This is a genomic window from Paenibacillus sp. NMA1017, assembly GCF_058895805.1.
The window spans coordinates 249433-276432 of sequence record NZ_JBZXYR010000001.1 but is presented as its reverse complement, the minus strand read 5'-3'; the positions used below and the strand labels follow the sequence as shown (position 1 = coordinate 276432).

23 protein-coding genes are annotated in these 27000 nt (G+C 45.8%); all 23 read left to right on the top strand.

Features of this window, described 5'->3' with window-relative positions; genetic code table 11:
- Position 1: 1 nt before the first annotated feature.
- The 23 genes from AC5ELV_RS01255 to AC5ELV_RS01145 all read left to right on the top strand — a co-directional run bounded on the left by AC5ELV_RS01255 (position 2) and on the right by AC5ELV_RS01145 (position 26961).
- On the top strand, positions 2-4318 hold the full coding sequence (locus tag AC5ELV_RS01255) for a PolC-type DNA polymerase III (protein ID WP_493428840.1): 4317 nt from the start codon (positions 2-4) through the stop codon (positions 4316-4318).
- 311 nt (positions 4319-4629) lie between these two features.
- Positions 4630-5091: a ribosome maturation factor RimP gene (gene rimP, locus AC5ELV_RS01250; protein ID WP_014281118.1), complete on the top strand. Its 462-nt coding sequence runs from the start codon at positions 4630-4632 to the stop codon at positions 5089-5091.
- 100 nt (positions 5092-5191) lie between these two features.
- Entirely contained in the window at positions 5192-6289 is a 1098-nt protein-coding gene (gene nusA, locus AC5ELV_RS01245; RefSeq protein ID WP_013309927.1) for a transcription termination factor NusA, read from the top strand.
- A 23-nt stretch (positions 6290-6312) separates the two neighbouring features.
- Entirely contained in the window at positions 6313-6621 is a 309-nt protein-coding gene (rnpM, locus tag AC5ELV_RS01240) for an RNase P modulator RnpM (protein ID WP_071640527.1), read from the top strand.
- Positions 6614-6937, top strand: coding sequence for a L7Ae/L30e/S12e/Gadd45 family ribosomal protein (locus tag AC5ELV_RS01235; RefSeq protein ID WP_013309928.1), 324 nt, complete (start codon positions 6614-6616; stop codon positions 6935-6937). Before rnpM ends, AC5ELV_RS01235 begins: the two co-directional genes overlap by 8 nt.
- Positions 6930-9485 (top strand): translation initiation factor IF-2, encoded by a 2556-nt coding sequence (gene infB / locus AC5ELV_RS01230; protein ID WP_493428839.1) that lies wholly within the window; start codon positions 6930-6932, stop codon positions 9483-9485. Before AC5ELV_RS01235 ends, infB begins: the two co-directional genes overlap by 8 nt.
- Before the next feature lie 20 nt (positions 9486-9505).
- Positions 9506-9856 carry a 30S ribosome-binding factor RbfA gene (gene rbfA / locus AC5ELV_RS01225; RefSeq protein ID WP_010346342.1) on the top strand — a complete coding sequence of 117 codons (351 nt, stop codon included), beginning with the start codon at positions 9506-9508 and terminating at the stop codon, positions 9854-9856.
- Positions 9857-9905: 49 nt separating this feature from the next.
- Positions 9906-10883: a DHH family phosphoesterase gene (locus tag AC5ELV_RS01220; protein ID WP_493428838.1), complete on the top strand. Its 978-nt coding sequence runs from the start codon at positions 9906-9908 to the stop codon at positions 10881-10883.
- The gene (gene truB, locus AC5ELV_RS01215; RefSeq protein ID WP_493428837.1) at positions 10880-11815 is read left to right on the top strand and encodes a tRNA pseudouridine(55) synthase TruB; all 936 of its coding nucleotides are present in this window, start codon (positions 10880-10882) and stop codon (positions 11813-11815) included. Before AC5ELV_RS01220 ends, truB begins: the two co-directional genes overlap by 4 nt.
- 173 nt (positions 11816-11988) lie before the next feature.
- Complete coding sequence (locus AC5ELV_RS01210) at positions 11989-12927, top strand: bifunctional riboflavin kinase/FAD synthetase (RefSeq protein ID WP_493428836.1); 939 nt, start codon at positions 11989-11991, stop codon at positions 12925-12927.
- A 132-nt stretch (positions 12928-13059) separates the two neighbouring features.
- Positions 13060-13329, top strand: coding sequence for a 30S ribosomal protein S15 (gene rpsO, locus AC5ELV_RS01205; protein ID WP_007430074.1), 270 nt, complete (start codon positions 13060-13062; stop codon positions 13327-13329).
- Positions 13330-13543: 214 nt separating this feature from the next.
- Positions 13544-15646, top strand: a complete 2103-nt coding sequence (gene pnp / locus AC5ELV_RS01200) for a polyribonucleotide nucleotidyltransferase (RefSeq protein WP_493428835.1) — start codon at positions 13544-13546, stop codon at positions 15644-15646.
- Positions 15647-15877: 231 nt separating this feature from the next.
- Positions 15878-16882: a polysaccharide deacetylase family protein gene (locus tag AC5ELV_RS01195; protein WP_493428834.1), complete on the top strand. Its 1005-nt coding sequence runs from the start codon at positions 15878-15880 to the stop codon at positions 16880-16882.
- A gap of 66 nt (positions 16883-16948) precedes the next feature.
- Complete coding sequence (locus AC5ELV_RS01190) at positions 16949-18214, top strand: M16 family metallopeptidase (RefSeq protein WP_493428833.1); 1266 nt, start codon at positions 16949-16951, stop codon at positions 18212-18214.
- On the top strand, positions 18192-18638 hold the full coding sequence (gene dut / locus AC5ELV_RS01185; protein WP_013309936.1) for a dUTP diphosphatase: 447 nt from the start codon (positions 18192-18194) through the stop codon (positions 18636-18638). The genes AC5ELV_RS01190 and dut overlap by 23 nt, the downstream gene beginning before the upstream one ends.
- A 185-nt stretch (positions 18639-18823) precedes the next feature.
- On the top strand, positions 18824-19723 hold the full coding sequence (gene dpsA, locus AC5ELV_RS01180; protein ID WP_493428832.1) for a dipicolinate synthase subunit DpsA: 900 nt from the start codon (positions 18824-18826) through the stop codon (positions 19721-19723).
- Positions 19720-20313 carry a dipicolinate synthase subunit B gene (locus tag AC5ELV_RS01175; protein ID WP_493428831.1) on the top strand — a complete coding sequence of 198 codons (594 nt, stop codon included), beginning with the start codon at positions 19720-19722 and terminating at the stop codon, positions 20311-20313. The genes dpsA and AC5ELV_RS01175 overlap by 4 nt, the downstream gene beginning before the upstream one ends.
- Positions 20314-20447: 134 nt before the next feature.
- Positions 20448-21485: an aspartate-semialdehyde dehydrogenase gene (locus tag AC5ELV_RS01170; RefSeq protein WP_493428830.1), complete on the top strand. Its 1038-nt coding sequence runs from the start codon at positions 20448-20450 to the stop codon at positions 21483-21485.
- Between the two features lie 23 nt (positions 21486-21508).
- Entirely contained in the window at positions 21509-22726 is a 1218-nt protein-coding gene (gene dapG / locus AC5ELV_RS01165) for an aspartate kinase (protein WP_493428829.1), read from the top strand.
- A gap of 38 nt (positions 22727-22764) precedes the next feature.
- Positions 22765-23655, top strand: coding sequence for a 4-hydroxy-tetrahydrodipicolinate synthase (gene dapA, locus AC5ELV_RS01160; protein ID WP_493428828.1), 891 nt, complete (start codon positions 22765-22767; stop codon positions 23653-23655).
- A gap of 339 nt (positions 23656-23994) precedes the next feature.
- Complete coding sequence (locus AC5ELV_RS01155; RefSeq protein WP_013309942.1) at positions 23995-25674, top strand: ribonuclease J; 1680 nt, start codon at positions 23995-23997, stop codon at positions 25672-25674.
- 229 nt (positions 25675-25903) lie between these two features.
- On the top strand, positions 25904-26752 hold the full coding sequence (locus tag AC5ELV_RS01150; RefSeq protein ID WP_493428827.1) for a ClpP family protease: 849 nt from the start codon (positions 25904-25906) through the stop codon (positions 26750-26752).
- Positions 26749-26961, top strand: coding sequence for a YlzJ-like family protein (locus tag AC5ELV_RS01145; RefSeq protein WP_493428826.1), 213 nt, complete (start codon positions 26749-26751; stop codon positions 26959-26961). Before AC5ELV_RS01150 ends, AC5ELV_RS01145 begins: the two co-directional genes overlap by 4 nt.
- Positions 26962-27000: the final 39 nt, after the last annotated feature.

The following is a 27000-nucleotide window of genomic DNA, read 5'->3' as shown; positions in this document are numbered from 1 at the left end:
CATGGGCGGAGCTGAAGAAAAGAGAAAGCGGCTGGAACTGCTGATGAAGCAAGTTGGGATGCCGGCAGGAGTGGTTGAACCTTATTTTTTGGACGGTTGGATTGATCAAGTGGAGATTAGCCGTACCAATAAGGATTGGAATATCACCATTGCCAAGGAGACACTGGTCCCCGCTCAGGTGTATCGTACGTTCTGTATTCAAGTACAGGAAAAAATGAGTCACATCGCAAAAATTACGTTCCGTTTTCAGTATAGTGAGCAGATTCAGCCTGGTGATATCATCAGCGAATACTGGAAATTTTTTCTAGAGTGGGTACATCGTGAGATCCCATCTGTTAACGGTTGGATGAATCGGGCTGTGCATGAGTGGGAAGACGGTCTATTATTGCTGACGATGAGCGACAGTATGTCATTGGAACTGGCGCGTAAAAAACAGATAGATCAAGCTATCATCAAATTTTACGATAAATATTTCGGGCTTTCTATGCGTATTAAAGTCCAGGTGGGTGAAAGTAACCAAGAGGCATTACAGCAATTCCAAGAAAAGAAGATGCAGGAAGAACGCGAAGTTATTCAGCAGATGATGGAAAGTATGGAATCTGAAATGCCGCCTTTGGATGAAGAAGAAGGAGACGTACGGCTTCAATTCGGTTATGACATCAAAGAACCGGCTGTTCCCATGCAAGATATTCAGGATGAAGAGAAGAAAGTCACCTTACAAGGAACAATCTTCGGTTTGGATAGTAAAGAATTGCGCAATGGCAGTACGTTATTTACGTATTATTTGACCGACTTTAGTGATTCGCTGCAAATGAAAATGTTTGCTAAAACCAAAGAAGATCTGAAGATCCTTAGTTTGTTGGCTAACGGGAAATGGGTTAAAGTGCGGGGTCGAGTTGAATATGATCGTTTTATGCAAATTCCAGAGCTTGTTATGATTCCTTCTGATCTAGTTGAAGTACAGGCTCCACCCACACGTAAGGATAATGCAGAGGAAAAGCGGGTTGAGTTTCATCTACACACAAAGATGAGCGCAATGGATGCTGTCGCCTCGATTGATCAATATGTTAAAACAGCTGCCAAATGGGGGCACAAAGCGATTGCGGTCACCGATCATGGTGGTGTGCAGTGCTATCCCGATGCAGCAAAAGCAGCAAAGAAAAACGGAATTAAAATGATCTACGGTATTGAGGCTAACGTGGTTAATGATGCCGTTGAGGTTGTAATGCAGGCACAGCCATTAAATTTGAAAACAGCGACTTATGTCGTTTTTGATATTGAAACCACCGGTTTATCGGTTACACAGAATAAAATCATTGAGATTGCGGCTGTTAAAATGCATGATGGCAAAGAAGTTGATCGTTATGCTACCTTTGTCAATCCGCATGAGCGTATACCATACAATATCCAGCAACTGACCAACATTAACGATGAGATGGTCAAAGATGCGCCGGATGTAGAACCTGTTATGAAGGAGTTTGTAGCTTTTGCTGGTGATGCTGTATTGGTTGCCCATAATGCGCGATTTGATGTCGGCTTTATCCAGGCTACCCTCCGAAATATGGGGTTGCCTGAAATGACCAATCCGGTACTGGATACGCTAGAATTGGCTCGTTTACTGTTCCCAACAATGAAAAACCATCGTCTGAATACGCTGACGACCAAATATAAAGTGGCGCTCGAAAGCCATCACCGGGCCATTGACGATACAGTCGCACTGACTGAAGTGCTGAATGGCTTGCTGAATGATGCTGAACAAATTAAGGGTTTAAAAATGCTTGATCGTCTGAATGATTATGTGGGTAAGGATTTATCGACCGTCCGTCCTTTTCACTGCTGCATTTATGCCCTCAATCCGATTGGTAAAAAAAATCTGTACAAATTGGTTTCGATGTCTCATACCGAATATTTCAAGCGGGTGCCTTGTATTCCTAAATCCAAATTGTCAGAAATGAGAGACGGACTGCTTATTATTTCTGGCTGTGAAAAAGGAGAGTTCTTCGAGGCTGTATTAAACAAGTCCGAGGAAGAAGCCGAGGAAATAGCACAGTTTTATGATGTGTTGGAGATTCAACCTTTGACGATGTATATGCATTTAGTAGAAAAACAATTGGTAAGCGGGCCTGATGCTCTGAAAACGGCAATACGCAAAGTATGCGAAATTGGACGGCGACTTGATAAGCCTGTAATTGCCACAGGCAATGTTCACTATTTGGAAACTCGAGACAAGCTGTACCGTGATATTACGATACACGGCATTACGGGATTTAGCCCGCTAAAAGATATTCGTAAACCAGATGCGCATTTGCGCACCACAGATGAAATGCTGGCAGAATTCGAGTTTTTGGGCGAAGAGAAAGCCTATGAAGTCGTTGTGAAGAATACCAGTGAGCTGGCGGATCGATTTGAGGAGCTGGAGCTGTTCCCTGACAAGCTGTTTACACCTTTGCTGGATGGGGCGGACGAGGAAATCCGCAACACTTGCTACGAGACGGCTAAATCCATTTATGGTGAGGAATTGCCCGAAGTGGTCGTAGCCCGCCTTGAAAAAGAACTGGAGCCGATTATTAAATACGGTTTCTCTGCCAACTATCTCATTTCCGAGCGTTTGGTTAAAAAGTCTAATAAGGATGGATATCTGGTAGGTTCACGGGGTTCTGTTGGATCTTCTGTGGTCGCTACCTTCCTCGGTATTTCTGAGGTTAATCCACTGCCTGCACACTATATTTGTGGTAATCCTGAATGCAAACATAGCGAATGGATTTTGGACGGTAGTGTGCCGAGCGGATTTGACTTGCCGGACAAAAACTGTCCGAACTGCGGTGGCAAACTGAAGGGTGAGGGACAGGATATTCCGTTTGAAACGTTTCTTGGGTTTAAGGGAGATAAAGTTCCCGATATTGACTTGAACTTCTCTGGCGAATATCAGCCTGTCGCACATAACTATACGAAAGTACTGTTTGGTGAGAAAAGTGTATTCCGTGCTGGAACCATCGGTACAGTTGCCGAGAAAACAGCCTTTGGCTTTGCAAAGAAATATGAAGAGGCGCATCATAAAAAATGGCGTGGGGCTGAGTTGAACAGGCTGGCTTCGGGCTGTACAGGGGTCAAACGCAGTACCGGGCAACATCCAGGCGGAATTGTCGTTGTTCCCGATTATATTGAGGTCGAGGATATTACACCAGTTCAGTACCCCGCCGATGATACAAGCTCGGAATGGAAAACAACGCATTTTGATTATCACGCTTTTGATGCGAATCTACTCAAACTCGATATTCTGGGTCATGATGATCCGACCATGATGAGGATGCTTCAGGATTTGACTGGTGTCGATCCTACGACCATTCCAATGAATGATCCTAAGGTGATGAGCATGTTCAACTCCACGGAGGCGCTCGGTGTAACACCCCAGCAAATCCGCACGCCTGTTGCAACCTATGGTGTACCAGAGATGGGGACGAAGTTTGTACGCCAAATGCTAGTAGAGTCGCAGCCAAGTTCTTTTGCCGATTTACTGCAAATATCCGGACTGTCTCACGGCACGGGCGTATGGCTGGGGAACGCACAGGAACTGATTAAGAATAATACCTGCAACATCAAGACTGTAATTGGTTGCCGTGATGACATCATGCTGTTTTTGATTTACAAGGCAGGAATGGACGCAGGTCTGGCTTTTAAAATTACGGAGAGCGTACGTAAAGGTAAGGGGCTTAGTGCTGAATGGATTGAGGAAATGAAAAAATGCAAGGTGCCACAGTGGTACATTGATTCTTGTCTAAAAATCCAGTACATGTTTCCGAAGGCGCATGCTGCAGCCTATGTTATTTCAGCAGTGCGCACAGCGTACTTTAAGCTGTATCATCCGATTGAATATTATGCGACTTACTTTTCAGTACGTGCAGCCGATTTTGATATTGAGCTGTGCTGTCAGGGGTATGATGCAATCGCACGGAAAATTGTCGAAATCGAGCAACTCGGCTTTCAGGCACCTCCCAAAGAAAAAGGGATGCTTCCGATCCTGGAAATGGCTCTGGAAATGACGGCTCGTGGGTTTAGTTTTAAATCCATTGATTTGTACCGTTCCGAAGCTACACGCTTCAAGGTGGATGGAGATTCACTCATTCCGCCATTCGGAGCTCTTCAGGGAATAGGAGACAACGCGGCACGTAACATTGCAGCCTCCCGTGAACATGGTGAATTTTTGTCTGTCGAGGATTTTCAACAAAAATCGAAGGCTAGTAAAACCATTGTCGAAATGCTATCCCAGATGGGTTGCTTTCGAGGTTTGCCAGAGAGTAATCAGTTGTCTCTGTTTTAATCCGAACCACAGTAGTCAAGCTCTGGCACTTGTCACATAACTACGGTTATGTTATAATTTTTTTGGTAATCATGGAGATAAAACCGTTGCTAAAAGAGTGGGGAAACCCACTCTTTACTGTTTGATATACAGTTACAACGTGAAAAGGTTGTTTTTGGGCATGAAACCGGTACGCCGGTTTATTTGCAGTGAGCCCGAAATGAACATTACATCAAATGAAAATGAAAATGCCGGTGATGGAGAAGCATTGTCCATGCAATAGGGCGTCTTTTTTTCACCACAGGAAAGTTCACTTTTGGAGGTTATAATCTTTGAGCACACCAAAGATCAAATCAGTAGTAGAAGAAATGGCCCAACCTTACCTCGATGAGCATGGTTTTGAACTGGTCGATGTCGAGTATGTCAAAGAGGGCAGCAATTGGTTTCTTCGCGTTTTTGTAGACAAAGACGGAGGAATTGATCTGGACGACTGCAGTATGATCAGTGAATATCTGGGTCAAAAGTTGGATGAAAATGACCCTGTTTCTACAGCATATTTTTTGGAAGTGTCTTCACCAGGCGCCGAAAGACCGCTCAAAAAAGCGGAGGACGTTACTAAAGCGGTAGGCAAAAACGTATTCGTTACTACATACGAGCCGATCAACGGCCTGAAGGAATTCGAAGGTCGTTTGCTTTCTTTTGAAGATGGGGAACTCACCGTTCAAAGCGGACAAAAGAAGCATGCTATACCTTATGACAAGGTAGCTGGTGCAAGGCTCGCGATCATATTTTAATTCAGATTTGACTGTTGCTGTTTGACATGTACTACATGTTTTTTGCCTCGTGTGCCGACCAGTACGCAGGTGCATCATTTGAAAGGGGGAGCAGTAATCCATGAGTATGGATTTTATTGAAGCAATGAACGAGTTGGAAAGAGAAAAGGGGATCAGCAAGGATGTGCTGTTTGAGGCCATTGAAGCAGCCTTGATTTCCAGTTACAAACGGAATTTCAATACCGCACAAAACGTGCGTGTTGATATGAACCGCAACTCGGGAGTCATTAAGGTATATGCCCGCAAGCTGATCGTTGAGGAGGTATTGGATCCTCGCACCGAGATTTCGTTGCCTGCGGCCCGTGAGATTAACCCGCATTTTCAGTTGGAAGATATCGCTGAAATTGAAGTCACACCACGTGATTTTGGACGGATTGCTGCACAAACTGCGAAGCAGGTCGTGACCCAGCGTATTCGCGAAGCGGAACGGGGACTGATCTACAACAAGTTTGTGGACAAGGAAGAAGATATTGTAACAGGAACTGTACAGCGCCAAGACCCACGTAACATTTATATTGATCTTGGTAAGGTGGAAGCGGTTCTCCCGTTAGGTGAATTGATGCCTAATGAGAAATTTAGCCATCTGGATCGAATTAAGGCTTATATTACCAAAGTAGAAAACACAACCAAAGGACCGCAAATTATGCTGTCCCGATCACATCCGGGTCTGCTTAAGCGTTTGTTCGAACTCGAAGTGCCTGAAATTTTTGATGGTGTTGTAGAGATTCGTTCCGTAGCGCGTGAAGCAGGCTTCCGTTCTAAAATCGCGGTTCATTCCCGTAACGCCGAGGTGGATCCGGTCGGCTCTTGTGTGGGTCCTAGAGGAACACGTGTACAGACCATTGTAAATGAGCTGCGTGGCGAAAAAATCGACATTGTACGTTATTCCGATAATGTTGATGAATACGTAGCTAATGCGCTGAGTCCATCCAAGGTGCTCGAAGTGCAGGTGTTTGAAGAAGAGAAAATGGCGCGTGTTATTGTGCCTGATTATCAGCTTTCTCTTGCTATTGGTATCAAAGGGCAAAATGCTCGCCTTGCTGCTAAGCTTACGGGCTGGAAAATTGATATTAAGAGTGAAACACAGGCGGAGGAAGAACTCGGCAGACCGAGAACATCCACCGATGAAATGCATCAGGATTCCGTTTCTGTAGATTAAGCGGAGTGTAGGGGGGTTAATGCATGAAACAGAGAAAGATACCTTTGCGCAAATGTGTGGCCTGTCATGAAATGATGCCAAAGAAGCAGTTGATCCGTGTCGTCAAAACCCCTGAAGACGAAGTGTTGATTGACTTGACTGGCAAAAAGTCGGGACGCGGCGCTTACTTGTGCGGCAAAGCCGCCTGCTTCAAGTTGGCTCAAAAGAGCAAGGCACTGGATCGAGCATTGAAGCACTCGGTTCATCCTGAAATTTATGAGCAGCTAAGTCGTGATTTTGCTGCCGTCGAGGAAGAATTCCTGGCGGCACAAGGCAGCGTGCAGGATGAATAAGGCGCTGTCTGGATTGGGTCTTGCCATGAGAGCTGGCAAGCTGCTAACAGGTGATGAGATCGTTTATAAAGCGATCAGGTCTTCAGAAGCCAAGCTGGTCATTCTTGCGAAAGATGCTTCAATGAATACTCAAAAGAAATTCCGCGACAAATGCGGGACGTACAAAATCCCCTTATTGATAGGATTTGACCGGGAAAGCTTGGGAAGCAGTATCGGCAAACCTGAACGGGTTGTGCTGGCTGTGACGGATCAAGGATTCGCGAAATTGATCAAGAAACATGCGGGGATAATGTCGGAGGTGGAGTATATTGAGTAAACAAGAAAGCAAAGACAAAGTGCGGGTATACGAATACGCCAAATCGTTGAACATGAGCAGCAAAGAAATTATCACCATTCTTAAACGGCTGGATATTCCCGTGAACAACCATATGAGCGTCATGGAACATGATGCCGTAGGTAAAGTGGAAAGTTTTTTTAAGAATATTAAATCCAATGCTGCGGCCAAGCAAGGCGGAGCAGGTACGGCGCAAGTAAGCTCGAATCAGGCCGGTTCAAGCCAGAATAGTAATCATTCAACTGAGCAAACCAAAAATCAACAGGAAAAGCAGGTAAGTATGAATAGGACAAACAACAACCAAAACAGTAACCGAAGCAGCGCTCCTAAAGCGCAAAGCAGTCAGCAGGGCGGTCAAAACCGCAGTCAACAAAGTACTAGCAGACCCACTGGTCAGCAAAGTACACAAAACCGCAGTAATGGTCAACAACAGGGAGGACAACAGCGTCCTAGTGGCAACACAGGTTCGCGTCCTCAAGGTAACCAAAGCACTAACTCACGCCCTCAGGGAAGTAGTCAGGGTGGTACGGCTGTAAGAACATCATCCTCCACAGGTAGCAACAATGCGAACCGTAGTGGTGGCAACCGTACAGGCAGTAACTCCAACAACGGTGGTAACCGTTCAGGTCAAGGACGTTTTGACGATAACCGTCAAGGCGGTGGACGCGGTGGTAACGGTGGTCGTGGAGGCAATAATCGCGGTGGCAGTAATCGTGGCGGGAAATTTAACAATCGTGGTAAAGGTCAACAACAGGAACGTCGCGAGAAAATTGACAACACGCCTAAGAAAATTATTGTGCGTGGTGAGATGACCGTAGGCGAAACAGCCAAGCTTCTTCATAAGGATGCGTCAGAAGTCATCAAAAAGCTGATTATGCTCGGAACGATGGCGACCATTAACCAGGAACTGGATATGGATACCATCCTCTTGCTTGCCGGAGACTTTGGTGTCGAGGTAGAAGTGAAAATTCCGGTCGAAGAAGATCGTTTTGAAACCGTGGAAGAAAATGATGATCCTGCGGATCTGAAAACACGTCCACCAGTTGTAACGATTATGGGTCACGTCGATCATGGTAAAACAACTTTGCTGGATGCCATTCGCTCGACTAATGTAACCGGTGGCGAAGCTGGCGGTATTACACAGCATATTGGTGCATACCAAGTTGAAATTAATAGCAAAAAAATCACTTTCCTGGATACACCGGGTCACGAAGCCTTTACCGCTATGCGTGCACGTGGTGCTCAAGTGACAGATATGACGATTATCGTGGTTGCAGCTGACGACGGTGTTATGCCACAGACGGTCGAAGCTATTAACCATGCGAAGGCAGCAGGTCTGCCAATTATCGTAGCTGTGAACAAGATCGACAAACCGGATGCTAACCCGGATAAAGTGAAGCAAGAACTCACTGAATATGAATTGGTACCTGAAGAGTGGGGCGGCGATACGATTTTCGTCAACGTTTCCGCGAAACAAAGAATGGGTCTGGAAGACCTGCTCGAAATGATTCTGCTCGTAGCTGAAGTGAATGAGTACAAAGCGAACCCGAACAAACGGGCACGTGGTACCATCATCGAGGCAGAACTGGATAAAGGCCGCGGTTCTGTAGCCCGTATCCTCGTTCAGAACGGTACACTGAAAGTCGGCGATGCTTTCGTGGCGGGTAACTGCTTCGGACGTGTGCGTGCCATGGTCAACGATAAAGGTCGTCGTCTTAAGGAAGCAGGTCCTTCCACTCCAGTTGAAATTACTGGTTTGACAGAAGTTCCACTTGCTGGCGATCCATTCATGGTGTTTGAGGATGAGCGCAAAGCTCGTGCTATTGCTGACAGACGTGCGATCACACAACGCCAATCTGATCTGGGCAGTAATACCCGCGTAACACTGGATGACCTGTTCCAACACATCAAGGATGGCGAAATGAAGGATCTGAACGTCATTATTAAAGGTGACGTACAAGGTTCTGTCGAAGCGTTGAAGGGTTCCTTGAACAAGATTGAAGTCGAAGGTGTGCGCGTTAAAATTCTTCACAGTGGTGCAGGAGCAATCACCGAATCCGATATTATTTTGGCCGCAGCTTCCAATGCTATTGTCATTGGTTTTAATGTTCGTCCGGATAACCAGGCGAAATCTACAGCGGAAGCTGAAAAAGTGGACATTCGTCTACACCGTGTCATTTACAATGTCATTGAAGAAATAGAGCAAGCTATGAAGGGCATGCTGGATCCTGAATATAAAGAAAATGTGATTGGGCATGCTGAAGTACGTAACGTATTCAAAGTTACTAAAGTCGGTACGATCGCTGGTTGTATGGTGACATCCGGTAAAATTACCCGTTCAGCAGAAGCACGCCTGATTCGTGATGGCATCGTCATTTTTGAAGGTAAAATCGACTCACTGAAACGCTTTAAGGACGACGCAAAAGAAGTTGCCCAAGGTTACGAATGTGGTATTACCCTTGATGGCTATAATGATGTTAAGGAACTCGACATTATTGAAGCGTTCGTCATGGAAACAGTGGAGCGCTAACGGCAGAGAGGTGAGCATCCATGGCTAAAATACGTACAGGTCGGGTTGGCGAGCAGATCAAGAAGGAGCTAAGCCAACTCATACAAACTGAATTAAAAGACCCCCGCATCGGTTTTATCACCGTAACGGGTGTCGATCTTACAAATGATTTGTCCCAAGCGAAAATATACTTGAGCGTGCTCGGGGATGAAGAACAGAAAAATTCTTCCCTGAAGGCATTGGACAAAGCGAACGGTTATCTTCGTTCTGAACTCGGCAAACGGATACGGCTGCGCCATATTCCTGAGTTGATTTTCAAAATTGACGAATCTATTGCTTACGGCAGTCGAATTGAAAAACTGCTGAGTGATATCGACAAGGATGAGAAATAAAACTTAGTTTGTCTGAAAGAACCATGAACTGAATGTAAAGGAGAAGGCAATGCATACCTATGAACAGGCGCTTCAACAAGCGAAGGAATTTATTCTGGAGCATGATGATTACCTGATCGTATCGCATGTACAGCCGGACGGAGACGCAGTCAGCTCCACCGTAACGGTGGGCTGGCTTCTCTCATGTCTGGGGAAGAAATTTACCATGCTGAATGAGGGGCCTATTCCCAAGCGTATGGATTTTTTATGGCATGCCGATGAGATTATGGATATGAGCCAGCAACCGCCAGAACGGAAATACAACCGGATCATTTGTGTAGATTGTGCGGATTACCGTCGTGTTGGTTTGACAGAGCAGTTTTTTACGGAAGATGCCATTATCCTGAATATTGATCATCATCCAACGAATGATGCTTATGGTACAGTTAATGTGATTAAGCCGGATGCTGCGGCAACAGCCGAAATTCTTTTTGACCTACTGAAAGAGTTTGCAGTAACCTGGGATGTCGAAATAGCTACGGCTTTATATACAGGATTGCTAACGGATACAGGAGGTTTCCGTTACTCGAACACTTCACCAAAAGTGATGTCTACGGTGTCACAGCTACTTGCTTACGGTGTAGATGGTCCATCTTTATCTGAGAAATTGCTCGAGGAAATGACCTTTCCACAAATGAAGGTGCTGACAAAAGCATTGCAAACGCTCACGATGTCGGAGGATGGAAAAGTTGCTTGGGTCGTAGTATCACCTGACGACATGACAGAGTGTGGCGCTGTAAATGAGGACTTGGAAGGCATTGTGAATTATCCAAGAAATATTCGTGGAGTTGAAGTAGGTATTTTCTTTAAGGTTATTAATGATCAAGCGGTCAAGGCCAGCTTGAGATCGGCAGGGAATGTTGATGTAGCTGCGCTGGCTCAATCATTTGGGGGCGGTGGACATGTACGTGCAGCTGGCTGTCGGCTAGAGGGTAAGCTGGGAGATATCATTGAAACAGTTGTAGGGCGGGTGAAATCTGAGCTATGAACCCGATAAAGAAGGAACAGGCAACTTGGGAAGGTATTCTACCTGTCTATAAACCTGCTGGATTTACCTCTCATGATGTGGTAGCCAAGGCTCGCCGTTTATTAGGTATGAAGAGAATCGGACACACTGGAACGCTTGATCCGCAGGTAACTGGTGTTTTGCCCTTGTGTCTGGGACGTGCTACCCGTGTGGTGGAATACATGCAGGAGCGGCCCAAGGAATATCGGGCTACACTGCGATTAGGAATTGCCACGGATACCGAAGACCTGACTGGGAAAATCACGGAAGAGAGTGAACGTCCAGTAGAGGTGACGGAAGTGGAAGTCCAAGCGGTTCTGAAGCGTTTTGTTGGTACGATTTCCCAAGTACCTCCAATGTACTCCGCGCTAAAAGTGGACGGCAAACGTCTATATGAACTGGCTCGAGAAGGCAAAACCGTGGAGCGCAAAAGTCGTGAAGTGAGCATTTACGAGTTGGAAATGACGGGATTCGCGGAGACGGGGGCGTATGTGGATATTTCTTTTCGTGCCTTATGCTCCAAAGGTACTTATATCCGTACACTATGTGTTGATATTGGCCGTGAATTAGGATATCCTTCAACGATGGTTAAGCTGGAGCGAACCATGTCTGCGGGAATTCCTGCGGAACGTTGTCTGACTTTCGAAGAGATAGAGCGTTTCGTTGCGGATGGCAGTCTTGGAGAGCGACTTATTACAACGGATCAGGCGATTGACTATATGCCTGAGCATATAGTGGCTGAAGCCAAGGTAACTGCGGCTTTGCAAGGCCAACGCCTGTCGCTGAATATGATTTCACCACCTGTGACGGACAACCAGCCCTTCCGTTTGTATAAAGAGGATAAGACGTTTTTAGGCATATATGGCCGGGATGAATCAGACGCGATCGCTCCCATTAAAGTTTTTTTAAGATAATAGAATTTATAAATTTTCAGCGGAGCTGAACAATTCTATAATCGCAAGAAAAACTTCCGCTAGGCGTGGTCTGGCTTCCGTGAAATTACGTCGATAGACGTTTTTCTTACCTTGAATTGTGCTATAATTTTGACGAAGTTAGTCAAATGATGTGAAATGCAGGTGAATTAATAATGATTACCGTATCGTTATCTTATCCATTGAGTGATGAGCTTTTGCAGCGATGGGGACGTCCACAGGTCACGGCGATCGGTCAGTTTGATGGTCTTCATCTGGGACACGCAAGCGTGATACGCAAGGCCGTTGCGTTGGCTCGTGAACAGCAAGTGCCGGTATCTGTCATGACATTTCATCCTCACCCGAAGGAAGTCATGAAAAAAGGTGATTATGAAGGTTATTTAACACCGCTTGCGGACAAGCAGACTATTCTGGCTGATATGGGTGTGGACGTACTTTATATTTTGAGTTTCAACGAAGAATTTTCCAAGGTCAGCCCTGAGGCGTTTATGAGCGACGTGCTGCTTCCATTGCAAATTCGAACAGCGGTAGTAGGCTTTGATTTTCGGTTTGGCCACCGGGGAGCCGGGCATGAGGATACCCTTCGGAAGCTGGGAGGAGAGCTGATGTCTGTACACACCGTATCACCGTTCGAACTGGATGGGTACAAAGTGAGCAGTTCTGGCATTCGCCGTGCTTTACAGAACGGGGATCTAGCGCATGCCTCTCGCTGGTTGGGACGTCCTTATCGTATCCAAGGTACTGTAATGGATGGAGAGAAGCGCGGACGTACGATCGGTTTTCCGACTGCTAATCTCAAACTGGATGATACCTACGTGATTCCGATCAAGGGTGTATACGCTGTACGGGCGCTTGTAGGCGACCGTTGGATAAATGGTGTAATGAATGTAGGGGTTAAGCCTACTTTTCATGAAGGTGTGCTGAATCCGTCGTTTGAGGTACATTTATTTGATTTTAATCAGCAAATTTATGGAGAGTCTGTGCTTGTGGAGCTTCACCACTACATCCGCCCTGAACGCAAATTCTCTTCGGTGGATGAGCTGATCAGCCAAATTGGCAATGACGCACAAACGGCTAAAAAGCTGTTAGGCTAATTTATTTACATAAGACAGGCGCTGTGTTATACTGACTTATGTTGTGTAAACAACGATGAACCTTAGCTTGGTTGTCCGCTTTCACCGGCGGCTACGAGGCTAATGGCGATTATAATGAAGGAGGTGAACAGGATGGCATTGACTCAAGAGCGTAAACAGCAATTGATCGAGGAGTACAAAACTCATGAATCCGATACAGGATCACCAGAGGTACAAATCGCTATCCTTACTGAAAACATCGTCAACTTGCAAAGTCACTTTCGTTCGCACAAGAAAGACCATCACTCCCGCCGCGGGTTGTTGAAAATGGTCGGTCAGCGTCGTAAACTTTTGGCTTACCTGAAGAAGACTGATGTTAAACGTTACAGTGCGTTGATCGAGCGTCTCGGACTGCGTCGTTAATTTTCAGACATGTAATGAGAAAAGAAGCCTGGTTGTTCACCGCTTGTCCCTGCTAAGGCGACGGCGGACAGCAGCCGGGTTCTTTTTTGAAATGAGGAATCTTTTTTTGAATTACATATCCTGATTTGCCTGCGAGCTTCTTATGAATAAGACCTGCGCAGGAAATACTGAATATGTATAGAACTTTTACAATGAAATGAAATGGAGGGATACCATGGAGCAACGCGTAGAAATGCAGCTCGGCGGAAGAAAGCTGGTGCTGGAAACAGGACGTCTTGCGAAACAAGCCAATGCGGCAGTTAAAGTGAGCTACGGAGAAACAGTTGTGCTTTGTACCGTGACCGCTTCTCGTGAACCGAAAGATTTGGACTTTTTTCCACTGACCGTAAACTATGAGGAAAGATTGTATGCTGTGGGGAAAATTCCTGGCGGATTTATTAAACGTGAAGGACGTCCGAGTCAAAAAGCGATTTTGTCCAGCCGTTTGACAGACCGTCCAATTCGCCCATTGTTCCCGGAAGGTTTCCGGAATGATGTACAGGTGTTGAACCTGGTTATGAGTGTCGATCAGGATTGCGAACCTGAAATTGCAGCAATGATCGGAACCTCGGCAGCACTTAGCATTTCGGATGTACCTTTTAATGGGCCAATCGGTGGAGTCGCTGTAGGACGTGTAGACGGACAATTTGTGATTAACCCGGATATTGCACAGCAGAATGCAAGCGACATGTACCTGGTTGTAGCCGGAACGAAAGATGCCATCATGATGGTAGAAGCCGAAGGCAATGAGATTCCAGAGGAAGTTATGCTGGAAGCCATTATGTTCGGTCATGATGAGATTAAGAACATTGTGGCAGTCATTGAACAATTGGTGCAAGTAGCAGGTAAAGAGAAAATGCAGGTTAAACTGCATGCTGTTGATGAAAAAGTGAACAGTGAAGTACGTGCTTATGCAGCTGAACGTTTAATGGAAGCTGTTAAAATTGCAGAAAAACATGCCCGTCAAGAGGCGATTGATGCAGTCAACGAAGAGACAGTTGCCCATTTTGAAGCACAATACATAGAGACACCTGAGCTTTTGAGCGACGTGAGCGAAGTTCTCTATGATATCGTTAAGGAAGAAGTACGTCGTCTGATCACGCATGATAAAGTGCGTCCTGATGGTCGTAAGCTTGACGAAATTCGTCCGATTGAAAGTGACACTAATATTTTGCCGCGCACTCATGGTTCAGGCTTATTTACACGCGGTCAAACGCAAGCACTCAGCATATGTACACTTGGTGCATTGGGTGATGTACAAATTTTGGACGGTATTGATTTGGAAGAAACAAAACGCTTCATGCATCATTACAATTTCCCGCCATTCAGCGTAGGTGAGGCTCGTCCTTTGCGTGCGCCAGGTCGTCGTGAAATCGGACATGGTGCTCTTGGTGAACGTGCGCTTTCCAAAGTAATTCCTTCCGAAACTGAATTTCCATACACCATCCGTCTGGTTTCCGAGGTACTGGAATCGAATGGTTCGACTTCACAAGCTAGTATTTGTGCAAGTACACTGGCTATGATGGATGCAGGTGTACCAATTAAAGCTCCGGTTGCAGGTGTAGCGATGGGATTGATTAAGGATGGAGATCATGTCTCCGTATTGACTGATATCCAAGGTATGGAAGATCACCTGGGCGATATGGACTTTAAAGTTGCTGGTACCGCGGAAGGCGTAACTGCCATTCAAATGGATATTAAAATTAACGGTATTGACCGCCAGATTTTACAGGATGCGCTCAAGCAAGCTAAAGAAGGACGCTTGTTCATTCTTAGCAAAATGATGGAAGCGATCCAGAAGCCACGTGAGCAGTTGTCTCCGCATGCTCCAAAAATTATGACGATGCACATTAACCCGGACAAAATCCGTGATGTTATTGGAGCTGGTGGTAAAATCATCAACAAAATCATCGAAGAAACCGGCGTGAAAATCGATATTGAACAAGATGGTCGTGTGTTCATCGCTTCCACAAATCAAGAGATGAATGAAAAAGCACGTTCCATTATTGAGGGTATCGTAAAGGAAGTCGTGGTCGGTGAGATTTACATCGGTACAGTAAAACGGATTGAGAAATTCGGTGCATTTGTTGAAATTTTACCAGGTAAAGATGGTCTGGTTCATATTTCTCAACTGTCTACTGAGCGTGTAGCCAAAGTTGAAGATGTAATTGCTATTGGGGATATAATTACGGTAAAAGTAACCGAAATTGATCAACAAGGTCGTGTCAATCTGTCCCGTAAGGCTGTTCTGACAGCAGAAGCACCTGCAAAATCCTAGGTACCTGCATGTTGCAGACTAGAAAGGCCAGGAGTAGCTTTTCGTATTAACAGTACAAGGGATTTGAATAGCATTGTTTAAGCTTTTGGAAAGAGGCAGAGCTACGTTTCTGGCTCTTTTTTCATACATATGCACAAGCTGCGCCAAAGTGGGCTTCTAGAGGCTACTGCGTCATAGTTCTTGTCCTCTCCGCATACAATGTGGACAAACGGGCGGGAGGATGAAGGAATCATGAGTAGGGCAAAAAGAGCAGTGTGGGTGGTAGCTAGTTTAGCCATCACACTCGTAATCGGGCAGTTTAGTGGGGTTCGTGACTACGCTAGTCAATTACGCAATGGAGACGTTACAGGGGTTAAAGAGCCAGAGGCTGTAACCACGATGGCGGTAGCAGCTTTGCCCGACAATGCGCTTATGCAGCGACTAAGAACAGAAGCAGCACGTCAGCGGCGGGAACCAGTTGATGCCAAGATCGACAGGGTATGGAAGGCTATTCCAGGCTATAACGGACTGGAGGTGGATTTGGATGCTACCTATCGCAAAGCGATTGCATCTCCAGATCGACCCATTCAATATGTATATCGGCAATTGGCACCTAAAATACATTTAAATCAACTTGGTAATGTTCCAATTTACAGGGGGAATCCCGAAAAGCCGATGGTATCCTTCATGATCAATGTAGCATGGGGGAATGAATTTATCCTGCCGATACTGAACACGCTGGATCAGGAAAAGGTCAAGGCTACATTTTTTCTCGATGGAAGTTGGTTGAAAAAAAATCCTGATCTCGCGAAGGAGATCCAAAAAAGAGGGCATGAGCTTTCGAATCATGCTTACTCTCATCCGAATATGAGCCGTCTGAGTCGGGCAAGAGCCACACAAGAAATTGAAAAGACTCAAGTGCTTCTTCAAGAAACATTGGGTATCAAAAACAACTGGTTTGCCCCTCCATCGGGTGATTTTAATCAGCAAACGGTGGATATAGCAGCAGAGCGTGGGCTCAAAACAGTGTTGTGGACATTGGACACTGTAGATTGGAGACATCCATCACCGGAATCGGTGATTAACAAAATCAGTAGTAAGGTTGAATCAGGCTCCCTGATATTGATGCATCCAACAGATTCCTCAGCGGCTGCTCTCAAAGGCATGATCTATGCCATTCGTAGTAAGGGACTTGTGCTCGGAACTGTCAGTCAGACGCTTTCTCCTGATCGACAACTACCTGCTCCGGTTGAGTGAACGTCTTTTTTCTGTTAGGATTGAACATTATGGCTAAGTATGCAATTCAGTTTAGGAGGGCCAATCGTGGAAAGAATTCAACTCAAAAACGGCCTAAGAGTGGTCATTGAAAAAATTCCAACCGTGCGTTCAGTTTCTTTCGGCATCTGGGTTAAAACGGGCTCCCGGAATGAAACGCTGGACAATAGCGGTATTTCTCATTTTATCGAACACATGCTTTTCAAAGGAACAGAGCGTTTTAACGCTAAGGAAATCGCTGAGCAATTCGATGCCATCGGAGGAAATGTTAATGCTTTCACTTCGAAGGAATATACATGCTATTATGCCAAAGTGTTGGATGAGCATCTACCGATCGCAGTTGATGTGCTGTCTGATATGTTTTTTAATTCCAAACTAGATCAGGAAGAATTGGCAAAAGAGAAGAATGTGATTTTGGAGGAAATCTCCATGTACGAGGATACACCGGACGATATGGTGCACGATCTTGTATCTCGCGCGGCCTATGGTGAACATCCACTGGCTTATCCGATTCTCGGAACCGAAGATCACTTGCTTGCTATGGATAGCTCTCATCTCAGCCATTATATGAGGGAGCATTATACTATCGACAATACAGTTATCAGTGTGGCTGGTAATGTTGACGATCGCTTGGTAGAATTGTTGGAGCGGCATTTTGGACATTTTGATAATCATGGAACCGTTTCGCCGCTGACAGTACCTGTGTTTAACGGTGAACTGTTGTATCATGAGAAAGCAACGGAGCAAAATCATATTTGTTTATCCCTGCCTGGATTTGCAGCGGGGGACGAACTTCAGTATGCTATGGTTTTGCTGAATAACGCGATCGGCGGCGGCATGAGTTCACGTTTGTTTCAAGAAATTCGGGAAAAGCGTGGGCTGGCTTATTCGGTCTATTCCTATCATAGCTCCCATGCGGACAGTGGTATGTTCACGATCTATGCAGGTACGGCTCCTAAGCAAACAAAGGACGTGCTGGATTTGACGCTGGAGCTTTTACGAGATGTGGCTATCAACGGTTTGGACGCTAATGAGCTTCGTAAAGGCAAGGAGCAATTAAAAGGAAGTTTGATTTTAAGCCTTGAAAGTACAGGTAGCCGGATGAATCGGCTTGGAAAAAATGAATTAATGCTTGGTCAGCATTATACGCTGGATCAAATGATCGAACATATCGAGCAAGTGACGGCAAATGATGTGAACAAAGTGCTGGATCGTATGTTCTCGGAGCCGTTTGCCCTATCGATGGTTGGAGCGAGTGATTCAGCGGTAAAGGATATGAGGAGGGACTATTTTGTTAACTTACGTGGAAATTAACAGACTCGCGGGCAATGAAGATATTGAGCTGCCTCGCAAAATGTCAGAGCTTGCATCAGGGTTTGACTTGTATGCAGCAGTACAGGAAAATCTGGTACTGGAACCCGGCAAACGTTGCCTCGTTCCAACCGGATTTGCAATAGCTATGCCAGCGGGATTGGAGGCACAAATCCGTCCGCGAAGTGGACTGGCTCTTAAGCATGGTATTACCTGTCTCAATACACCGGGAACGATTGATGCGGATTATCGTGGGGAGATTAAGGTACTTCTTATTAATTTGGGCGAAGAATCGTTTACGATTACGCGCAATGAACGAATTGCACAAATGGTATTTCAGGTTGTACCTGAGGTAGAGCTGAAACAAGTAGACCAATTATCTGAAACAGTGCGTGGTGCTGGAGGCTTTGGCCATACAGGACGCTGAGGCTATGGTTGGTTTGCAATATACGAATGTCTATTTTGTAAAATCTTCAAATTTACTTGCTTAAAAGTAAGTATGCAAATAAAGGTCGCCTCATCAAGGGGCGGCTTTTTTTTGTGTTTTTTCACCCCTCTCCGGGCACTCGCATAGACTAAAAGCATATCGTGTCTCGGAAAGGAGTGATCCGGATGCTAACAGGAATACGCGTCGTTGTTTTGGGTGGCGATGCGAGGCAGCTTGAGGTAATCCGCAAATGTGTGGACATGGATGCTACCGTCAGTGTGGTCGGTTTTGACAAGCTTGAAGTACCACTCAAAGGAGTGACACTAGAACCAATGTCTGTCAAGCTGCTGGAATCGTCAGACGCACTGATTTTGCCGGTGGTGGGATGCGATGAGGAAGGCAACGTAAATGCACTTTTCGGAGCACAGAAGCTCCAGTTTCTGAATGAGCATGCTGCTGCTCTTCCACCGCATTGTGTTGTATATACAGGGATGGCGCGGACGTACTTAAAAGAAATTTGTACCAGACATGAGTTGAAGCTGGTAGAGCTGCTGGAGAGAGATGATGTGGCCATATACAACTCTATACCTACGGCCGAAGGCGCACTGATGATGGCCATTCAGCATACTAATTTTACGATACACGGTGCAGATTGTATGGTTCTAGGCATGGGACGGACTGGATTTACCATGGCAAGGGCACTACAGGGGTTGGGAGCCAGAGTGAAGGTTGGAGTACGGCGGGCAGAGGATGCAGCGAGAGCCGTGGAAATGGGTTGGAAGCCTTTTATGACAAAGGATTTAGCGCATGAGACAAAGGGAGTTGACTTGATTTTTAATACGATACCCTCTATGATTATCACAGCGCAAATCCTGTCTAAATTGCCATTGAGCACCGTGATTATAGATCTTGCTTCCGCCCCGGGCGGATGTGATTTCCGTTATGCGGAAAAGCGTGGAATCAAGGCTATGCTTGCCCCTGGTCTTCCCGGTATTGTTGCTCCCAAAACTGCTGGTGCCATTATAGCGAATACGCTGGTGCAGTTGTTAATGGAAGATAATCCTGATCGGGGGGATGCACAATGAGTTGGCAAGGGAAAACAGTAGGTTATGCAATTACAGGCTCACATTGCACATTTGAAGAGGTAATGCCTGTTATACAGCGCTTTGTTAATGAGGGTGCGAAGGTCGTTCCTATTATATCCAATACAGTACTAACAACGGATACTCGCTTTGGTACTTCGCAAAGTTGGCAAAAACAGTTGAAAGATATAACAGGGAATGATATCATTTCTACAATTGTGGAGGCTGAGCCACTGGGTCCCTCCCAAATACTCGATGTGCTGGTGATTGCACCTTTGACGGGGAATTCGATGAGTAAGTTAGCGAATGCGATGACAGACAGTCCGGTTTTGATGGCTGCCAAGGCGCAATTGCGCAACGGCCGTCCACTTCTTTTAGCTATATCTACTAATGATGGACTGGGTCTAAATGCTGCCAATATCGCCAAATTACTCGTAGCCAAAAATATCTTTTTTGTGCCGTTCGGACAGGACAATCCAGTTAAAAAGCCGAACTCGCTTGTAGCTAACATGGAGTTGATTCCAGAGGCTGCTTATGAAGCATTGCAGGGCAAACAGCTTCAGCCGATGATTGTGGAACGCAAGACCCCATGAAGTACTATAGTTAACTGCTGAGCATCCCTCGCCTAGAAGATGATTCGATATTGTATCGGGTCTAATTTCTTGTTGGCGGTGGATGCTTTCAGAATAAAAAATGGTTTTTTAGTCGAGAAGGGGAGATACACCAGATGAGCAATAGAAAGTTTAATGTAGCTGTCGTTGGAGCGACAGGCGCTGTAGGAGAACAGATCGTAAATCTGCTGGAAAAACGGGATTTTCCTGTGGACAAAATCAAATTTCTTTCTTCGCCTCGTTCTGCCGGCACGTTAATTAGCTTTAAAGGTCAGCAAATTCCAGTAGAGATTGCTACCCCCGACAGCTTTGAGGGAATCGACATTGCTTTGTTTAGTGCAGGTGGAGACGTAAGTAAGGAATTGGCGCCGCATGCTGTTCGTCATGGGGCAGTTTGCATTGACAACACCAACGCTTTCCGAATGGATCCGACAGCTCCTCTTGTAGTGCCTGAGGTGAACAGCGACAAAATTGCCGAGCATCAAGGAATTATTGCGAACCCGAACTGCTCCACCATTCAGATGGTAGCTGCTTTGAAACCATTATATGATCAGTATGGCATTTCTCGTATCATAGTATCCACATACCAGGCCGTTTCCGGCGCTGGAAGCCGAGCTATTGATGAGTTGAATCGTCAAAGCGCAGCGATTCTTAACGGTGATGAAGTTCAGCCTGATCTGTTGCCAGTAGGTTCGTTGCCAGTAAAGCATCAGATTGCTTTCAATGCTATCCCGCAAATCGATAAATTCCAGGACAATGGTTATACACTGGAAGAAATGAAAATGGTACGTGAAACGAAAAAAATACTGGGTGACGAATCTGTGGACGTAACAGCAACGTGTGTGCGTATTCCTGTTGTATACGGTCACTCGGAATCTGTATATGTAGAACTTAAAAAAGATTATGATTTAGAAGAAATCCGCAATCTGCTGGCTTCGGCACCGGGAGTAACGCTAGTGGACGATCCTACTGCTCAGCTTTATCCACTGGCATCTGAAGCAGCAGGAAAACCTGACGTATTTGTGGGTCGTGTACGTCGTGATTTGGGCAATAGCCGTGGATTAAATTTGTGGGTCGTATCCGACAATCTGCTCAAAGGAGCGGCATGGAACGCGGTGCAAATCGCGGAAATTATTGCTGCAAACGCGGAGTAACGTTCCGATATGGGGGAAGAATAATGGGTATTTTGGTGCAAAAATTTGGGGGAACCTCGCTGTCCACACCTGAAGCACGTCAACTTGTGCTGGCACATGTGAAGCGGGAGCTGGAACAAAATCTTCAATTGGTTGTTGTTGTGTCGGCCATGGGGAGAAAAGGAGAGCCTTATGCCACCGACACGCTGCTGGATTGGGCGGCGTCTAACGGCGACAGTCTTCCGAAGCGCGAACGGGATTTACTGCTGTGCTGTGGTGAAATCATTTCTGCTGCTACATTATGCAGCCTGATGGAGAAGGAAGGTATTCCTGCTACGGTGCTAACTGGGGCACAGGCGGGCTTTATTACGGATGATCAATACGGCAATGCTCGTATTTTGGATATAAAGCCAGACCGTGTTGTTGAAGAGTTGAACCAAGGCAGAGTCGTCATTGTGACAGGTTTTCAGGGACAAACAGCAGACGGTGATATGACTACCTTGGGTCGGGGAGGCAGCGATACGTCAGCTACTGCTCTGGGTGCTGCTCTTCATGCGGATATGGTTGATATTTATACGGATGTGAATGGTATATTGACCGCCGATCCGCGCATTGTGGAAAATGCAAAGCCACTTACACATGTTAGCTATACGGAGATTTGTAATATGGCTCATCAGGGAGCAAAGGTTATCCATCCTCGTGCTGTTGAAATCGCCATGCAGGCTAATATCCCGGTCCGTGTTCGCTCTACCTTCTCCGAAGGAGAAGGTACGTTAGTTACCCATCCGGAAGGCTTTAAAGACGTGCAGGCAGACATCGTAGACCGTTTCGTGACCGGTATTGCGTATGTCGGCAATGTCACTCAGATTAATGTTGAATTAAAGCCGGGTTTGGGGCACTTGCAATTACAAGTATTCAAATCTATGGCTGAACATGGAATTAGCGTTGACTTTATTAACGTAACGCCATCGGGGGCAGTTTATACTGTGTTCGATCATGATGGAAGCAAAGCGGTTGAAGTATTGAACGATTTGGGTCTAGAACCTAAGATACTGGCCGGGTGTGCTAAAGTTTCTGTCATAGGCGGTGGTATCAACGGGGTACCAGGCATTATGGCGACGATTGTGGAGGCATTGGCAGAATCAGACGTACAGATCCTTCAATCCGCAGATTCCAACACGACGATCTGGGTACTTGTTAAAAAAGAAGATATGGTGCAGGCTGTACGCGCATTGCATAATAAATTTGAACTCCATCAATAGTGCATTGTCCGTGCTCGGACTTGCAAAAAGGAGGCAGCATGGTGAACTTCGGCAGATTGATTACCGCAATGGTGACACCTTTTGATCAGCAAGGAGAGATTGACTGGACTGCATTGTCCTCGTTGATTGATTACTTAATAGAAGAACAGCACTCAGAGTCACTTGTTGTATCTGGAACAACAGGAGAGTCTCCTACCCTGAGCGATGATGAAAAAATCAAGTTGTTTGCTTTTGTTGTAGAAAAAGCAGCTGGACGATGTAAAATTATTGCCGGGACTGGAAGCAACAATACGCGTCACTCCATTCATCTAACCCGTGCCGCGGAGCAGGCAGGAGCAGATGGTGTTCTGCTGGTAGTGCCATATTATAATAAACCGAATCAGGAAGGGATGTATCAGCATTTCAAAAGTATTGCAAACTCCACATCCCTTCCAGCTATACTGTATAATGTTCCAAGCCGTACTGGAGCGAGTCTAACAGCTGAAACAACGCTGCGTCTTGCACAAATTCCGAATATTGTGGGAACCAAAGAATGTGCATCACTTGCGCAGGTCACACAGATTGCAGCGGCAGCGCCAGAAGGTTTCCTCGTTTATTCCGGGGATGATGCTTCTGGGTTGCCTGCTATGGCTGTAGGTGCTTATGGTATTATCAGCGTAGCGAGTCATGTGGTAGGTGCTGAAATGAAGCAGATGATCGATTCACTTGTAGGAGGACACTCGCAGGAGGCAGCAAAGTTGCATCAGCAGTTGTTCCCGATTTTCAAGGGTTTGTTTGGCTGTCCTCATCCTCTGCCAAATCCAGTGGCAGTAAAATATGCATTGGAGTTACGGGGGATTAAGGTAGGTTCGGTTCGGTTGCCGCTCATTCCTCCAACTGAGGATGAAGAGGAATTTATTAAGAAATTATTTAACCCTAAAGAGAAATAGGAATGTAAGGTGTTAATTAATACTAAGGAGTATCCTTGTTAAGGGCAGTCGGTAGGTACAAAACCGTTAGGGTTTATTGTCTGACAAGGTTCCCAGCGTGAAGGGCGTTCTTATAGGACGCCCTTTTTGCTGTGCTTTTAACCATGCATGTAGACAAAATGACAGATACTAATGGTTTCAGACGGCAATGGGAAACCTAGCGTAACGAACAGGATGACTTGTTTTTTCGTATTTTAATCATGTATAATGGGGTCAAGTGACTGGGTGCGGTATTTTTTTGAAAATTAAATAAACAAATCAAGGTACGACGTCCAACTACCATAGGAGGTTTAGATTCATTTGTCTAAAAAAACAAACAACGATAAATTGATGATTTTCGCTTTGGGCGGCGTCGGTGAAATCGGGAAAAATATGTATGTCGTTCAATACGGCAATGACATTGTCGTGGTGGATTCCGGTCTGAAATTCCCGGAAGAGGACATGCTGGGCATTGATATCGTTATTCCTGATATTTCCTACCTTACAGAGAACCGCGACAAAGTAAGAGGCATTGTGCTGACTCATGGTCACGAGGACCATATTGGCGGTTTGCCTTACGTGTTGAAACATTTGAATGTACCAGTATATGGTACCAAGTTGACGCTGGGATTGGTGGAAAACAAGCTGAAGGAAGCGAATCTGCTTGGTGAAACCAAACGTATTTTGATCAATGCTGATTCTGAAATCAAGCTGGGTTCCACACTAAAAGCAACATTCTTCAGAACCAACCATAGTATTCCGGATTCTGTAGGTGTATGTATCGATACTCCTGAAGGCGCTGTTGTTCATACAGGTGACTTCAAATTTGATCATACTCCGGTGAACGGACAATATGCAGATTTGCAGCGTATGGCTGAAATTGGCACACGTGGCGTACTGGCTCTTTTGTCAGATAGTACGAATGCCGAGAAACCGGGCTTTACACCTTCGGAAAAGAGCGTTGGTATTGTCCTGGAAGACATTTTCCGCAAGTCGAGACAGCGTGTGGTCGTAGCCACTTTTGCTTCTAACGTACATCGCATTCAGCAGGTAATTAATGCTGCTGAAGCAACGGGACGTAAAGTAACAGTTATTGGTCGAAGCATGGTTAATGTCGTAGGTATTGCTTCAGACTTGGGCTATTTGGAAATTCCAGATGGAATGCTGATTGAGCCTGAAGAAGTTGGCAAAATGTCAGCGGACCGTGTAGTTATTCTCTGCACAGGCAGTCAGGGCGAACCGATGTCCGCTTTGACAAGAATGGCTCGTTCCACACATCGAAAGGTTGACATTCTTCCAGGAGATTCAGTCATCATTGCAGCTACTCCGGTACCGGGTAATGAAAAATACGTTGGACGCACAATTGATGAACTGTTCCGTCTGGGTGCCAATGTATATTACAGCGCAGCTAATCCAGGTATCCACGTTTCTGGACACGGAAGCCAGGAAGAACTCAAGCTGATGCTGAATCTGATGAAACCAAAGTTCTTCTTGCCAATTCATGGTGAGTTCAGAATGCAACGTCGTCACGCTCTTCTTGCTGAAGGCGTAGGTATCGAGCCTGAAAATATCTTCATCACGGATATCGGTGAAGTCATTGAAATTCAGAATGGCGGAGCACGTAGAGCTGGTAAAGTTACAGCAGGTAACGTACTGATCGATGGACTAGGCGTAGGGGATGTAGGAAATATCGTATTGCGTGACCGCAAATTGCTGTCACAGGACGGTATTTTGGTGGTGGTTGTTACGCTGAGCAAGCAAGACGGAACGATTAAATCGGGTCCAGATATTATTTCCCGCGGTTTCGTATATGTCCGTGAATCGGAAGGTTTGCTGGATGAAGCGAATCGTATTGTCTCAAGTACACTGCATAAGCTCATGAGTGAAAATGTAAATGAATGGGCTTCCCTCAAGACAAATGTCAAGGATGCACTGGGTCGTTTCTTGTATGAGCAAACTCGTCGCAGACCGATGATCCTGCCAATTATAATGGAAGTGTGATTCAATTGAGATTTGTTCAAAAACCTGAATTAAAAACTTAAGTCACAGGCACACAGTCGCCTCTCTTCCCGCAGGAAATATTGGACGGTTTCCGCGGGAGGAGAGGCTTTTTTGATTTTTCGGGGAGAGGAAAGGCATGGGGGTGGGTATAAAATATTCCATTTCCATCCCATACTATAGGGTGAATACGGGTCATATAGATTCGTAAAGCGAAAGGAAGATCACCCATATGGAACAATACAGCAATCTATCATCTGGCAACGAGGAAACGGAAACGCCAGATCAACCAGAAATTGGGCAAAGACCCGCTTTACCTGCTATGGAGGCTTTGCAGCAACTGGGTCAAACCTCCATGCCTGGAGGCGAGTCCAATATTTTTTGCATGACGATTATCGGCCAGATTGAAGGGCATCTCATTTTACCGCCTCAAAACAAAACGACAAAATATGAGCACATTATTCCCCAGTTGGTAGCGGCAGAACAAAATCCTCGTATTGAAGGATTAATGATTTTGCTGAATACAGTTGGTGGTGATGTAGAGGCAGGACTGGCTATTGCTGAAATGATCGCATCGATGAGTAAACCAACGGTGACCATTGTCATAGGTGGGGGGCATAGCATCGGTGTGCCGATTGCTGTGTCTTCCACTTATTCCTACATTGCGGAGAGTGCGACGATGACTATTCATCCCATTCGTATGAACGGTCTGGTCATTGGAGTACCACAAACTTTTGAATACATGGAAAAAATGCAGGAGCGTGTTGTACGCTTCGTCGTTTCTCATTCTCGTATTACAGAAGAGCAGTTTAAGGAACTGATGTTTAAAACCGGTGAGTTAAACCGCGATATTGGTACAGCGGTTGGGGGAGCCGATGCGGTGAAGTATGGATTGATGGACGCGATTGGAGGCATCGGGGAGGCTTTAAAGCAGCTGAACACCATTATTGAAACGCGGCGTCAGCAAAACGGGATCGCTGGGATTCAACAGCAGGCTCCGTATGCTCCTTTTTCTCCCAGTGCCTCAGGAACTCCTACGGAGACACTGTCAGGGGAGCATAGCGGGGAGCTACCTCAATGACACTATATACTGTAATGCCAATGGAAATGGTATGGCAAGGGATGTGGAAAGAGGCTGAGGAGTTTGCAGAGGTTCGGGTAAACGGTCTACTTATGCAGGTACAGCCGCTTGAAAGTCGTCGGGGGATCATTGTACGGTTATTGGACTGTCCACTGGAAGCCTACCTGAATCCGCGTTATGGACCAGGACAAGTCATCGAGTGGTCGTAGAAGGTGTCGAATAGTACAGAAATAGGTCATTTACTGCTG

Excerpts from the sequence above, each read along its gene's own strand:
- dpsA (WP_493428832.1), top strand. The coding sequence starts at position 18,824 with ATGCTAACAGGAATACGCGTCGTTGTTTTGGGTGGCGATGCGAGGCAG.
- dapA (WP_493428828.1), top strand. The coding sequence starts at position 22,765 with ATGGTGAACTTCGGCAGATTGATTACCGCAATGGTGACACCTTTTGAT.
- rnpM (WP_071640527.1), top strand. The coding sequence starts at position 6,313 with ATGAAACAGAGAAAGATACCTTTGCGCAAATGTGTGGCCTGTCATGAA.
- truB (WP_493428837.1), top strand. The coding sequence starts at position 10,880 with ATGAACCCGATAAAGAAGGAACAGGCAACTTGGGAAGGTATTCTACCT.
- nusA (WP_013309927.1), top strand. The coding sequence starts at position 5,192 with ATGAGTATGGATTTTATTGAAGCAATGAACGAGTTGGAAAGAGAAAAG.
- rpsO (WP_007430074.1), top strand. The coding sequence starts at position 13,060 with ATGGCATTGACTCAAGAGCGTAAACAGCAATTGATCGAGGAGTACAAA.
- AC5ELV_RS01210 (WP_493428836.1), top strand. The coding sequence starts at position 11,989 with ATGATTACCGTATCGTTATCTTATCCATTGAGTGATGAGCTTTTGCAG.
- AC5ELV_RS01145 (WP_493428826.1), top strand. The coding sequence starts at position 26,749 with ATGACACTATATACTGTAATGCCAATGGAAATGGTATGGCAAGGGATG.
- AC5ELV_RS01170 (WP_493428830.1), top strand. The coding sequence starts at position 20,448 with ATGAGCAATAGAAAGTTTAATGTAGCTGTCGTTGGAGCGACAGGCGCT.
- AC5ELV_RS01235 (WP_013309928.1), top strand. The coding sequence starts at position 6,614 with ATGAATAAGGCGCTGTCTGGATTGGGTCTTGCCATGAGAGCTGGCAAG.
- rbfA (WP_010346342.1), top strand. The coding sequence starts at position 9,506 with ATGGCTAAAATACGTACAGGTCGGGTTGGCGAGCAGATCAAGAAGGAG.
- AC5ELV_RS01255 (WP_493428840.1), top strand. The coding sequence starts at position 2 with ATGGGCGGAGCTGAAGAAAAGAGAAAGCGGCTGGAACTGCTGATGAAG.
- AC5ELV_RS01150 (WP_493428827.1), top strand. The coding sequence starts at position 25,904 with ATGGAACAATACAGCAATCTATCATCTGGCAACGAGGAAACGGAAACG.
- dapG (WP_493428829.1), top strand. The coding sequence starts at position 21,509 with ATGGGTATTTTGGTGCAAAAATTTGGGGGAACCTCGCTGTCCACACCT.
- pnp (WP_493428835.1), top strand. The coding sequence starts at position 13,544 with ATGGAGCAACGCGTAGAAATGCAGCTCGGCGGAAGAAAGCTGGTGCTG.
- AC5ELV_RS01175 (WP_493428831.1), top strand. The coding sequence starts at position 19,720 with ATGAGTTGGCAAGGGAAAACAGTAGGTTATGCAATTACAGGCTCACAT.
- AC5ELV_RS01195 (WP_493428834.1), top strand. The coding sequence starts at position 15,878 with ATGAGTAGGGCAAAAAGAGCAGTGTGGGTGGTAGCTAGTTTAGCCATC.
- AC5ELV_RS01220 (WP_493428838.1), top strand. The coding sequence starts at position 9,906 with ATGCATACCTATGAACAGGCGCTTCAACAAGCGAAGGAATTTATTCTG.